We start from the raw sequence: 13,689 nt of genomic DNA on the forward strand, positions 1-13,689 counted from the left end.
TGGGGCAATCCTCTCCGAGACTAGCAGTGAGACAGCGGCGCAGAGCAGCGCCCATCACAACAAGTAGTATCTCAGCTCAAGGGAAATAATCGCCGCAGATGGTAAGCCAAGACTCCGTACTGCTGAGGTATTCGCAGGACAAGCACAGCGGGCATCCACCAGTATGAATGAACTTTGTCGCAATCAGGCCACAACTTGAGTTGGCCACGGCAGAAGGGTAGGAATATGGCTTGCTTACAGCATCCAGATAGGGAACAACCAGTTTACTTAATGGCACACCACACCATTGGGCGCCGGCAGGGTGCAGTAGACACAAGAATCACAAGTGCTGAAATATCAGGCATCCATGCAGCAGTGCAGTGGACCGGTACACATTGGAATATTCGCGACCTGAGTCGCAATGGCACCTGGCTAAATGGCCAGCAGTTGGTACCCGCTAAAAGCTACCCACTCCATACCGGTGATAAGATCGCTTTTGGGCGGGCGAATAACCCAGCTTGGATCGTCGAAAACCTCGATGCTCCCGAGAATTTGCTGATCGATATTCACTCTGGCGAGGCACAACCGCTGGAACAATACCACCTGCTGCCCGATGAGAACGAGCCCCTCGCCAGCCTTCAGTACAGCCCCTTAACAGGGCAGTGGCTATACGAGTTCACAGGTCCATCAGCTGAAGACGGCGATAAGACCCTGATAAATCATGGCGATCGTATCGATTGCGGCCTGCATAGCTGGCAGCTCTTTCTTGCGGACAACCAAGGGGCAACGAAAGAGTTGTCTCTGCAGCAACTGTCTATTGTCGACTTTGAGCTGAAGTTCTCTGTGAGCTCCCACGAAGAGCATGTACAGTTACAACTGCAGCGGGAGGGTATGAAGCAATCCTTACCAGCAAGAATCCACAACTATCTCTTGTTGTACCTTGCTCGTGCCCGCCACAAAGATATGCAGAGCGGCATGGATACTGACTCCCAGGGCTGGGTTTCTATTCAGGTAGCCACTCACGAGCTGGGTATCACTGTTAACCACTTGAACACCCAAATCTTCCGCGCCCGCAAACAAATCTCTGAATCACTACCTGATGCAGTAGATACTTCGAGCCTGGTAGAGCGTCGATCCTGGGAAATCCGTATTGGTTGCCCACAATTCGAAATTTATAAAGGCAACCAACTCGAGGCAAAAACAGAGCCGGAAGCGGTATAGCTTCATCTCCAGAAAGGGGGCTTAAGGCTAGGCCCCTTCATTACCTATTCAGTAATTATTTGCCAGGGTGGCGGAGCTGAATCTCTTATCCCTCGGCAAGAATTACAATGTCAGCGCAACCACCCTCTTATATCGGCCGGTACAAGATCATCAGGCAGCTTGGAGCCGGGGGAATGGGAGTTGTGTACCTCGCTAAAGATGAGCGACTTAACCGAGAGGTCGCTATCAAGCGATTGCTCAACAACCCTGAAGACGAATCTGCCTCACAACGAATTCGCCAGGAAGCATTACTGCTCGCACAACTAAACCACAACCATATCGTACAAATTTATGATGTTGTGGAGGAGCAGAACGATGTAGCCCTGGTTATGGAGTATGTTGATGGCCGCCCACTCACCTATTGGGCACGGGAGTTTAACCCCAGCCTCCGCCAGAAAATCCAGCTACTCAAGCAAATCACTGCCGGTCTTGCGCGTGCCCATGCTGCCGGAATTGTTCACCGCGACTTAAAAGCTGACAACATCCTTATTGACAGCAATAACATCGCAAAAATCGCTGATTTTGGTATTGCCCGGAGCTGGCAGGAGACGAAAGAAATCACTCGCGAGCAGCATATAGCCGGAAGCTGGTATGCAATGTCCCCGGAGCAGGCCCTCGGTGAGAAGCTGGATAACCGCTGTGACTTATTTGCCCTGGGAATGCTCGCCTACCACTTACTTTGTGATCAGCCTCCCTTCGGCAAGCATGGAAGCCCATACGTTATTATCGATCGGATCATCAACAACCCGCACCCACCCGCAGGGACCATAAACCCCGGACTTCCTACGGCGCTTTGCAAATTACTGGATAAGCTGCTGGCCAAAAGCCCGGACAAACGCCCTGTCAGTGCTGCCGTTGTAGCCACCGACTTGGATATGATATTGAGTCAATTAATATCGGACCAGGAAACCGCCGATGACCATGACATCACGATCACCACTGAAGACTTTCATGTACAACATCGACGTAAAAACAAAGGACGCAAACTTCTAGCCGGCATACTCCTGGTATCCGGTGCGATGTTACTCGGCTTAACCGCCGCTGTTTTTCCTGAACTGTCTCTATGGGGAAGTAAAGAACCCTCAGCAAAGTACATTGCGATTATTGAGCCAGATTTATCTAACCTGCGCAGCCGAGAGGAAAGGCTACTAGCCAATAACCTTCTCAGCTCCATCAAGCAGGGGCTTTCCGATCAACCAGCACTACTACTGGTACCCTATTCGGAGTCCCAGCAACTAAAAGGCAAGCCTTTACGCGAGCAAGCGAAAGCGCTCAACGCACAGCTGCTGCTCCAATTTGCCCTAAACTGTGAAGCCACCGCCTGTGAAGCTTCATTTGCCCTCATAGAAACTGAGGGGTTCGCTGAAACTGCCAACCGTAGCGCCATGCTGAACCTGGATGCACCACTGGAGAGCCGCGCACGCGTCTTGCAACAGCTGCACTACCTACTCCCCAACTACCCTACAGGAAGTCAAGGAGCTCAGTTCAACCTTAGCCCTGAAGATTACCAGCAATACCTCGAGATCTTCGAACAGCGCAATAATGAAGCTAATGTTGCCAGGGCAATTACCAAAGTTGAGGCTCTGCTAAAAAGGAACCCCTACTTCCCCTCCTACTATGAACTGTTAGCGGATCTATTAGCCACCCACCTATATCACTCGCGGGATACCAAAATACGCGGCCGACTCACAGGGCTTCTCAAAAACATACCAACAAAGATTTCCAACCACCCAACGGTGTTGGTCACTAAGGTACGTATTGCCATCTTCCTGGCAGATACAGAGCTCACAGAGGCCTTACTTGCAAAACTAAAGCTGCGATTGCCTGATCAGGCTCTCTATTACTTCCTACGCGCGAAAGCCCACCAGCGAAGGGGGAATTACAACCGTGCGCTGGAAGTCATTAACCAAGCGCTTAACATTCGTACCAGCCCTCTTTATCTTCGCCAAAAGGCTTTGACCTTGACCCTGATGGGGCAAATGGAAAAAGCGAGGCCCTACCTTTTACATGCGATCCGTCTCAACAATCAATATATTGATGCTATCTCCCTACTTGCAGCCAATGAATTGGATTCAGGCCGCCCCAAAGAGTCTATCCGGCTCCTTAGTGAGGTGGGCTTAGAGCATTTAGGGGACCGGGATACCTTCAACCTATGCTTGTCCTATTACATCGAACAGCAGCTGCAGGATACAAAAAACTGCCTGAGCCATGTTGCTGAACGAGCCCCTAACGATCCCCATGTATATCTGCTGCTGGCAGAGATTGCCCGCCTGGAAAATAGACAGCTGCAATCACAAGGCTTTGCCCTGCGAGCTCTGACCTTGGCACAAGAGCAGGAGGACTGGCTTGGATTGTTACTGCGGGCAAGGGCCTATTCTGAACTGGGCCAGGGTGAGGAAGCTATTGAGACACTATTAAAGATGGATAACACCGCTCCAGACGGCCTATTTGTCAATTACAGCCGCGCCCAGGTTTACATGGCCAGCGGCGATATACTGTCCGCTAAAGCCTACATAAAAAAGACTTTAGAGTTAGGTATGGCTCCAGTGTGGTTCACAACTGTTGGCTTTCAATCTATTTGCACTCTGGCAAGTTTTGATGATTTGCGCATCAGTTATCCAATACTATGTTCTGACAGGATTGACAGCTAAACAGTCAAAAGCAAGTCGAACAGAATGGAATAACGTGAACCATTTCCCTTTAGGAGGGGACAGATGCCTTCACGAAATTGTACTATCAGGTAAAATCCCCCATCCATCCGAGAAGAACAGATTACAATGGACGTAGTTGCGCTAGAAAAAACTGAGGAATATCAGGGCCGTTACAGGGTTGAGCGTACCCTCGGTGCCGGGGGAATGGGCGTTGTTTACCTTGCCGAGGACGTCAAGCTCGGGCGCAAAGTAGCTATCAAGCAATTGCGGTCAGATATGACCGGAAACTCTGCTGAGGCCCGTTTTCGCAGTGAGGCTCAACTTCTCGCCAGGCTCAACCACCCCAACATTGTCCGTCTGTACGATGTTCTTGAAGAGAAGCACAATATTGCCCTGGTAATGGAGTTGGTTGAGGGGGTAACCCTTAAGGAGTGGATGCGAGAGACCTCCCCAACCCTGGCGGAAAAGTTAGACCTGCTGATGCAAATTTGCCAGGGCCTAGGGAAGGCTCACTGCCTGGGAATCATCCATCGCGACCTAAAGCCAGAGAACATCCTTGTTACCGATGATGGTATTGCTAAAATTACTGATTTTGGTATTGCCAAAGCCCTGGATTGTGATCAACAGCTTACCCGTGAAGACCATATTGCCGGTAGTGTTCAGGCCATGTCTCCAGAGCAATTACAAGGGGCAAAGCTGGACGCTCGTAGTGATCTCTTTAGCCTTGGAAGCATCGCCTACGAGTTGCTTTGCAACGAAAAACCCTTTGAGCGCGGAGAGATGGGCGCACTCGCCTTCGCCCAACAAATAACCACCAAGCCCCATACACCGCCGCAAAAGACTTGGCCGGAGATCCCCAGACCTCTAATCGCCCTTCTCGATCGCTTGTTGGCCAAACGGCCAGAACAGCGCCCCGATAGCGCCCAACAGGTTTTTGAGGCCCTAGAGCTGGTGCACAAGCACGGTATCAATGAGGATACTCAGCAGTACTCGGAAACGGTTACGCAGTTACTGATTAAACCCAAAAAGCAACGCCGCCGGATTGGCTGGGCAGTAGCGGGCTTAGCCGCCATTAGCGGAATAGGTTTTTGGGTGTGGCATACTTTTATGCAGCTTCCGCCGCAGTATATTGCGGTTTTGCCAGTAAAGATCAATGGAAGCTTAAATGGCGGTAAAGAGTCTGAAGTATTGGTATCCACAATGGTTCGACAGGCCTTAATGAGCACTCCAACTCAATTAAAATCAAGCACACTTGTGAGCTTTAACCCAAACTCAGGCTCAAGCACCGATGAACAATTAAACGAATTACGCAACAAAGGCATCACAGATGCCCTTTTTGCACACCTCGAGTGTTTGGAGAGTCGCTGCAATATCGAACTTCAGCGCATTAATCCAGCAAGCAGCGAAGTAAAACAACGGGAGAATTTGGTATTTCTTAGCAACCAGAGGCAGGAAGCTCAATTCTCCATTAGTAATATAGCTGTAGAACTGTTTGCCCAAGCTTATAGAGAGGAATCAACCTCAGAAATTCGAATGACCCCAGAAGATTATTCCAGTTATTTGACAGTTGCATCAAGAATTAGAAACACAACTGTAAAATCACTTGAAGAGTCAATGGAAGAATTAGAAAGGCTGATCAGTAAATACCCAAGAAACACAAACCTTTACACTGCATATTCTGATGCAGCAGTAAGGGTTTTTTCTCATACAAATGATAATAAGGTACTTACATCAGCGCTTGCTGTACTGATAAATGGAGATGATTCAGGCGCTGACGAAGTAACCCTATTAGAAGCCAAGCTTCAAATTAAATCTATTGGAGCAGATAAAAAAGGCTTTGAATCAACTCTTAATAAACTCCAATCAAAAGGCCACCCCTCTGCCCATTTATTAGCAGAGTTTGCTCGATTTAATTATATTCAAGGCAATTATGAACAAGGGGTAAAATATGCCCTTCAAGCTATTGATCTAAACCCATCCACTCGCACCAATTATATACTAGCTCTAAACCAATTTGCCGTCGGAGACTACGAACCGGCTAAAAAAATCCTTAACAAGCTAATACAAAAGGAGCCTGATTATTGGTCTAGTTATGCTGTATTGGGTGCAATACAGCTCGAACAAGGTAACTTGGCTGAAGCAGAAAAAACGCTCACCACTATCCCCAAAGAATTCCACAGCTGGGGAATGAAAAGCAACTTGGGAACAATTTTACTTTTACGTGGAAAATACAAGGATGCACAGGCGATTTACTTTGAGCTACTTAAGAGGTCCCCAGAGAACTTAGTAGTACTCAATCAAATCGCAGAAACCTACCTAATGCTGGGAAACCGAACTAAAGCTAATGAATACTTCGGCAAACTTCTAAATGTCACTAGTGAAAAATCCGACTTACGGACGAAACAATACCGTGCAATAGCCCTAGCCAATCTTGAGCAAACAGCGGCATCAGTCGCTCTTGTAATGGAGTTGCTACGAGAGTCTCCTGAAGATACATATATCAGGCATACCGCTACTCAAGTCTATGCTATGGCTGGCGAATGGCAGTCAGCTAATTATTACCTTGAACAATTACTAAATAAGGGGATGAGCACAGAGTGGTTTGCCCTACCGGCTTTCCAGAAGTTATGCGCTCAGCCCCAGACCTCAAAAAAGGTGCTTCAGATAGTATGCAAAGCTAGTAATTAAGTGCTGCCCTCTGAGCCTGAATCACTACCGCCACTACCGCCACTACCTTCATTAATGGGAAACGGATCAACAACAGCCTGAGGGTCACCCGATACAAAGTGCATACCGGTTTCAGGGTCGACACACATCCACAGGAAATTAAAGCGATCCTGGATGTCAGCTCTATCCTTGATGCGGATAATAAGCTGGGTGTAATCCCCATCCACTTCACGTGCGCGAGCGCGGAACTGGTGACGGAAATCCGGGGTCAATGCAATGAGACCATCCAGCTTATGACCCTGGCGGTATCGTACAAACTCAAGCTCACGTCCTGGCACATCTGACAAGTCCAGCTTCACTCGCAAGATCAGTTCGGCCTTACGGTGAATTTTGAAATGCATATTGCCAAACTCTTCTCCAGGAGTCCCCTCAATATGTAATGGCCAGTATACCGGCTCATTATTTTTCTGCTCCTGGGGCCGCAAAACCAGATCTAAAGTCATCCCCTCTTTAGGCACCTCAAGGTCCAACGGGAGCTTTTTATCACACTCGCCCATTATTCATCCCCCTCCAAAAAAATTGTTATTTGGTGTCATCAACGGACATTTTAATTGATATAAAATACGTCCGCGACTGTATCATCACAACCGGCTCATCCCCTAAAAAAAGCCGGCGGTAATAAAACTGCCGACCCGAAATGATGGTCCCAACCATCGACGGTTACAACAACATTATCAAGAGCAAAATTCGGCATCCGTGCCCGAACAAGCATATCCAGTTGAATCGACCAAGGCTCTGCACCTGCCGATTCCAGCTTGACCGCTCAGCTTGCGCTGAATCCCTTTACTCCCTAACGCGCAGAGGGCGATAGGGGAATTAAATCCATCCGAAATTTTATTGTGGGAGCTGCCCTTCCATGGCGAGGTAACTGTTCCCACAATCACATTACTCCCTCAACTGGGCCTGAATGTACAGACTTAAGGACTACAGGTCGATCACGCCTCATTACAGGGAAGCACACACTAAATATTTAAAAGGGGACATAGAGCGCACAAAGTCATCATACGCCAAAAAGATAGTTGCTAAGCGCTTAATTTAAGCAGAAGTTAGAGCGGAAGGATTATTCCTTTTCCACAATGGTGGCGCCGAGACCAAAATAAGGCCATGTTTCTTAAATAAATATAAAACTATTCTTGGAGCTTGTTGAAATCAATCGATGATCCCATTCGCCAATTTAATCTAACTTGAATTGCGTCACAAAAGATTATTGGGTATTACTCGATAGGCTTAAAGAATGGAAAATACTTTATAGGTAATAGCTCTCAAAATGGAGTCCAAATTAAAAAAAAGCCGGCAGTAATAAAACTGCCGGCCCGAAATGATGGTCCCAACCATCGACGGTTACAACAACACTATCAAGAGCAAAATTTGGCATCCATGCCCGGACAAGCTCATCCAAGAGAATCGACTAAGACTCTACACCCGTCGATTCCAGCTTGACCGTTCAGCTTGCGCTGAATCCCTTTATTTCCTCACGTCACCTGAGGGACCGAGGAAATTAAATCCTTTCGAAAAATTGTGGGGGCTGCCTTTCCATGGCGAAGCAACCATTACCACAGCCACCGACCCCCTCAACTGGAAGCTACTGTACAGATTTCCAAATTACAGATCGATCACGCCCAAACACAGCAAATTACACACTAATTACTCGCCAAGTGTTTTATACGCCGCACAGGACTGTTAGAGTCGCCATATAACAAAAAGCATCACGTAGTGAGGACACAATGGAAGCGAACCTAGAAGATGTAAAAATTCTCTCTCCCCGCCGCAACAGCACCGAGGCAAAAAATATTGATGAACTGGCAAAAGAGCAATTGCAGCACTTTTGTATTGATAGTGAATCAGAACATGGAAAACTGTTAGAACAGACCGCAACCCTGCTCTACCAGGCACAGGGTAATCTAAGCCAGCTGTGGAGCCAGGTAACGGACACACTCCAACGCTTGGACAAGTCTGACAAGATTGCCTATTTCAATGCCAAGCGCTTTATGAGTTTCCAGCTGGCAAAATTATTGGACACCTTACAAAATCCGTTGCGAGCCAGCTTTCAAAGCCTGCAGGGGGACGACTTTAATATCACCACACGGGGCGGTTACCCCCTGTTCGATAATATTCCCGCTATTTTTTCTGCAACCCCGGTAATTGCCCGCACGGCAACTTACATTTATGCCTGCACCGAGTGGGTGGACGATGCTTTCCGTGGGCGTGAACCGAGCCACGATATTTATTCACGTTTACTCAACCCCACTTCCATTTCCCTGGCCAATGCTATTGTCGATTTGGAATGCGGACCTGAAGCCAGTGAATATATGGCCTGGAACTTTAATTCCGGTATGGCTGCAATTGATGCACTCCTATCAAATCAATTGCGCCACGGGGATATCTTAATTGTTTCCAGGAATATCTATGGCGGCACTCACCAGCTATTACAGGATTTCTACGCCCGCAAAGATAAACTGTCTATCAATCTGGCCTGGTTTGATGGCACTACCGGTGAAGAGTTCGAAAAGCTACTGGCTGATACCCAGCAAGCATACGCAGACGCAATCAGTGCCGGAGCAAAAATACATGTCTATATTGAATCGCCATGCAATCCCCACGGGATCATGCTGGATGTACCGGCTATTTGTAAAACCGCTCACCGGGAAAATATCCTGGTAAGCCTGGATGCCACCTTGGCAACCCCTTTCCTATATCAGCCACTACGCCGCAAAGATAGGGAAGAGAGACCGGATTTTGTTGTTCACTCCTACACCAAGGATATCGGTGGCACCGGTGCCGCCACTGCCGGTGTGGTTATCGGCGAAAACCACCGCATGTTTATCCCTAAAGGCGACAGCGCAAAAGGCCTTAATTGGGATCAGTGCATGTTCTGGGATGTTTATTACATCAAAGGGGCTTTCCTGGATGCAGATAAGGCCTGGGAAGTGCATTGCGGTATGCGCACCCTGGAAATGCGCATGCTCACCAAGTGCATTAATACTTTGAGCCTCAGCCATTTCTTCGCCAGTCACAGCAAGATCCGTGTCAACAGCCATGCAGTGGAAACCCACCCCAATTCCGGGCTGCGAGAATCGCTGATGCGCTACCAGTTCCCCACACCATTATTCAGCATTGACATGGAAGCTGCGCAAATTCCCACCGAAGCCTTTAAAAGTTTCTTTGACGCGCTGGAGCCCGCTTTCGGGCAGATGGTGAGCTTGGGCCAGACAAATACTATGGTGCTGTGCCCTGCCCTGACATCTCACTCAGAGTTATCACCTGAAGCGATGGAAGCGGCGGGTATATTCCCAACCACTATCCGAATTTCTGTTGGGGATGAAAATATGGCGCAGATGGCCGCCCATGTGATCAACTGCGCGCGCCTGCATCTCGATCCTGTTAGCCCTGGTTTTAGCGAGGGCTTTATCGCCCCGGAAGAAGCCGACAAACTCTTCAGTCGCTTTTATCTCGAGTCGCACCAGAAAGTGATAGAGACACAGCCAAAAATTGTGGACTATCTCTAACCATCCAAAACAAATCCATCACCGGTAGATAGCGCCGGTGATGGGCGCTTGTTGCACTATCCTATATCCCGTAGTATCACGCTTCCTGTCCACAATTTAATCAATTCAAAATGCCGAAACTTTCCACGTGGCTCTTCGCCTGGATTCTGTGCTGCTTATCCACTGTTGCAATGGCGCAAGGCTATGAAAAGCTCTACAGTGATTATCGCGGCAGCCTCTATCAAATTCGACTTATCGAAAAATCCTCCAATTCAAAAGCCGGCCTGGGGTCAGGCTTTCAAATCTCCCCCGATGGATTGATCGCCACCAACTACCACGTAGTGGCTCAAGCGGTTAGTGAGCCGGACGAATATTCCCTGGAATATCTTGCAGTTAATGGCACCCGGGGAAAATTAACTCTACTGGATATTGATGTGGTCAATGACCTGGCGCTGCTGCGCCAGGAGAAACCGGGAGACGAATACCTGGAATTGGCGACAGACACCCCCAAAAAAGGGGAAACCATTGTCTCCCTGGGCAACCCATTGGACCTGGGCATGACCTTGATTCCCGGGACCTATAACGGTATTGCCGGCGGTAGCTTCTACGATCGTATTCACTTTGCCGGATCTATTAATCCGGGAATGAGCGGCGGGCCAGCGATCAATACCCAAGGGCAGGTAGTGGGCATTAATGTGGCGACTGCAGGCAACCAGGTTAGCTTCCTTGTACCAGTGGATAAACTGTCGTCGCTTTTAAAGCACTATCGCGCCGAGGGCGGCACTCTCAACCTTAAGCAAGTAACTTATCAACAGCTTTTGGATAACCAGCAAAAAATTATCGACTCAATACTCAGGGCCGACTGGCAGCGTCGCGCCCTCGGTGAGGCCCAGGTTGTCGGTGAAATAATTCCAGCCATTAAATGCTGGGGAAACACCCAAGAGAGCGAAACCAATCCGATCAAGCGAATTGATAAAGGCTGCACCGGACAAGATGTTATTTTCCTGTCCGACGACTTCAACACCGGGCGGGTAGAGTACGAATTTTTCTGGCTGCAAGCCGAGGATCTTCTGCCCGCGCGCTTTTATGCCGAGTACGAAGGGCAGATGGACTCCTTTTACCCAGGCAATAGCGCTGGAGAAGAAGATGTAACCAATTTCCGCTGCCAGCAAGGATTTACCTCTCAGGAGCGCGGCAATGAAACCTCGGTGTCCAAGCCGGATCGCAATCGCGAGCCCCTGATCGCGCGCACCAGCTACTGCGTCAGGCGCTACAAGGACTTCCCAGACCTCTACGATATTTTCTTCCTGAGCCTAAGTGTGGATCAGAAAAATCGCGCACTGGTCAGCCACTTTACCTTGTCCGGCTTTACCCAGGAGTCCGCCGACGCCTTTACCCAGAAGTTTACGAGCGAGATCCAATGGCCCTGATTATTGAAGAACTCAATCGCGCCCACCGGGTGCAGCTGCGCTACCGAATGGACGGGGATAAATTTACCCTGGGCCGCGCTTACGACAATGATGCAATTCTGGAGGACATCCACTCCGATGCCCACCATGCCGAAATCAAGCGGGGAGAGGACGGCCAGTACGTCTTACACGACCTCAATTCGATCAACGGCTGCCAGCTTTTGGGAAACCTGAAAGACAAGTCCGTTAAACCCGATACCATCGCTCAACACAGGATCTCCTCCGGTGACTTGCTGCAGTGTGGGAAGTCACGCTTCCGGGTTTTCCATACGGATGACCCGGTACCTGAAGCTACCCCTCTCCATTCACTGGAAAACCTGTTTTCCAGCTTGTCCCACCCCCTGGGAGCAATACTGCTGCTGTTGTGTTTTGGCTTCGCCAGCGTACTGATGAGCTACCTCGGATACGCCCGAAACTATCAATGGACTATTGCCGTCAACATTCTTGCCACGGCCATAATTGGTATGGTGATTTACGCCGGAGTCTGGGCATTTATCGGCAGGGTAGTCAGGCATGAAACGCACTTTTTCACCCATCTATCCATTGCCGCCATAGGTGCACTTACTTACACCTTTTGGGAATGGCTGAGGGGGCTAATCAATTTCAATTTTGCCATCGGCACTACTATTCAGGTCCTGGACTTCCTGGTACTCGCCATCATATTACCGGCAATGCTCTGGTCCGCCTGCTATCTGGCCACCAACCTCGCCAGGGGCTGGCGCTGGACAGTGGCACTGACACTGCCACTGGCATTCCTCGGCCTGGGCTTAGCTGAAAGCGTTAACAACATGGACGAATTCAGCGAGGTTCCACCGATATCCACAGAGCTGAAATACGATAATATGCTATTCCGCAACCCTGTTCCCATGCAGGAATTTATTGGAAATTCGGCCGACCTGTTTGATATCCCCATCAAGAAAAAAGAAACTAAAGAAGGCGCTGAAGGCTCTTCCAGCGACAATCAAAGTAGTACCGCAGAGGTGGAATCATGAGCAAGATTTATTGGAGCCCAGGGCTCGACCAGCTGGAACCCTATACACCTGGGGAGCAGCCCAAGAGTGAAACCCTGATAAAGCTCAATACCAATGAGAACCCCTACCCTGCCTCCCCCGAAGCTTTAAGGCTCCTGGAGCAGCACGACTTTGCCGATGCATTGCGCCGCTATCCCGACCCGGAGTCCTGTGAATTGCGCCGCGCTATTGCCGATAAGCACAATCTCTCTGCCGAACAGGTATTTGTGGGCAATGGCTCCGATGAAGTGCTGGCTCTGAGCTTTTACAGTTTTTTCCGCCGCAGCGAGCCCCTGCTATTTCCGGATATCACCTACAGTTTTTACCCGGTATATTGCCAGCTCTTCAATATCAAAAGCCGCACTGTTCCCCTGCACGCTGATTTCTCTATCCAGCTTGAGGACTATGCCGCTCCCGCAGCCGGTGTAATTATTCCCAACCCCAATGCACCCACGGGACGGTACCTGCCGCTAGAGCAGATTGAGCAGCTATTGCGCTCACAGCCTGAGAGAGTGGTGGTTATTGATGAAGCCTATATCGATTTTGGCGGACAGAGTGCAGCAACACTCATCGATCGCTACCCCAACCTGTTGGTGATACACACACTGTCAAAATCCTATGCCCTCGCAGGGCTTCGCCTCGGCTTTGCCATGGGGCAAAAGCACTTGATTGAAGGGTTGCTGAGAGCCAAGAACTCCTTTAACTCCTACCCCATTGATGCCATTGCCCAGCGTGTGGCCACCGCAGCGATCCGCGATACCGCCTGGCACAGCGACAATTGCGGCAAGGTCATCGCCACCCGCGAGCGCTGTGAGCGGGCGCTTACATACCTGGGGTTCGAAGTGATTCCCTCCCAAGCCAATTTCCTTCTGGCCAAACCACCGGAGCCCGGCGCAGAAGCCCTGTATCTGGCACTGCGGGAGCGTAATATTCTCGTACGTTACTTCAACAAGCCCCGGATCAGTGAGTACTTGCGTATCTCTATTGGCACCGATGAGGAAATGGAGCAGTTGATACGGAACTGCAAAGAGATACTTGCGTCACAGAGCTAGCACTCTGTCTGTCTATACTCGTCGGGCGCCACTAGAGGTGGCCCGACAACTGTGAC

General features: G+C 49.5%; 8 protein-coding genes. 7 read left to right on the top strand and 1 reads right to left on the bottom strand.

The window, feature by feature from the left end; translation table 11 throughout:
* Nucleotides 1-225: 225 nt before the first annotated feature.
* From ACJJIM_RS16975 to ACJJIM_RS16985, 3 genes are all read left to right on the top strand, one after another.
* Nucleotides 226-1,200, top strand: coding sequence for an FHA domain-containing protein (locus ACJJIM_RS16975; protein ID WP_444911536.1), 975 nt, complete (start codon nucleotides 226-228; stop codon nucleotides 1,198-1,200).
* Between the two features lie 107 nt (nucleotides 1,201-1,307).
* The gene (locus tag ACJJIM_RS16980; protein ID WP_444911537.1) at nucleotides 1,308-3,890 is read left to right on the top strand and encodes a protein kinase domain-containing protein; all 2,583 of its coding nucleotides are present in this window, start codon (nucleotides 1,308-1,310) and stop codon (nucleotides 3,888-3,890) included.
* A gap of 126 nt (nucleotides 3,891-4,016) precedes the next feature.
* Nucleotides 4,017-6,578, top strand: coding sequence for a protein kinase domain-containing protein (locus ACJJIM_RS16985; protein WP_444911538.1), 2,562 nt, complete (start codon nucleotides 4,017-4,019; stop codon nucleotides 6,576-6,578).
* Here ACJJIM_RS16985 and ACJJIM_RS16990 read toward each other — a convergent pair.
* On the bottom strand, nucleotides 6,575-7,114 hold the full coding sequence (locus ACJJIM_RS16990) for a hypothetical protein (RefSeq protein ID WP_444911539.1): 540 nt from the start codon (nucleotides 7,112-7,114) through the stop codon (nucleotides 6,575-6,577). The genes ACJJIM_RS16985 and ACJJIM_RS16990 overlap by 4 nt on opposite strands.
* A 1,227-nt stretch (nucleotides 7,115-8,341) precedes the next feature.
* Between ACJJIM_RS16990 and ACJJIM_RS16995 the strand changes: the two genes are divergently transcribed.
* The 4 genes from ACJJIM_RS16995 (at nucleotide 8,342) to hisC (ending at nucleotide 13,633) form a co-directional block, all read left to right on the top strand.
* On the top strand, nucleotides 8,342-10,123 hold the full coding sequence (locus tag ACJJIM_RS16995; protein ID WP_444907244.1) for a trans-sulfuration enzyme family protein: 1,782 nt from the start codon (nucleotides 8,342-8,344) through the stop codon (nucleotides 10,121-10,123).
* A gap of 110 nt (nucleotides 10,124-10,233) precedes the next feature.
* A complete protein-coding gene (locus ACJJIM_RS17000; RefSeq protein ID WP_413663356.1) occupies nucleotides 10,234-11,532 on the top strand; it encodes a S1C family serine protease in 1,299 nt (432 codons plus the stop codon).
* The gene (locus ACJJIM_RS17005; RefSeq protein ID WP_444907242.1) at nucleotides 11,523-12,563 is read left to right on the top strand and encodes an FHA domain-containing protein; all 1,041 of its coding nucleotides are present in this window, start codon (nucleotides 11,523-11,525) and stop codon (nucleotides 12,561-12,563) included. Before ACJJIM_RS17000 ends, ACJJIM_RS17005 begins: the two co-directional genes overlap by 10 nt.
* Complete coding sequence (gene hisC, locus ACJJIM_RS17010; protein WP_444911540.1) at nucleotides 12,560-13,633, top strand: histidinol-phosphate transaminase; 1,074 nt, start codon at nucleotides 12,560-12,562, stop codon at nucleotides 13,631-13,633. The genes ACJJIM_RS17005 and hisC overlap by 4 nt, the downstream gene beginning before the upstream one ends.
* The last annotated feature ends 56 nt before the right edge of the window (nucleotides 13,634-13,689 follow it).

The organism is Microbulbifer maximicatervae (SeqCode), from assembly GCF_052467615.1.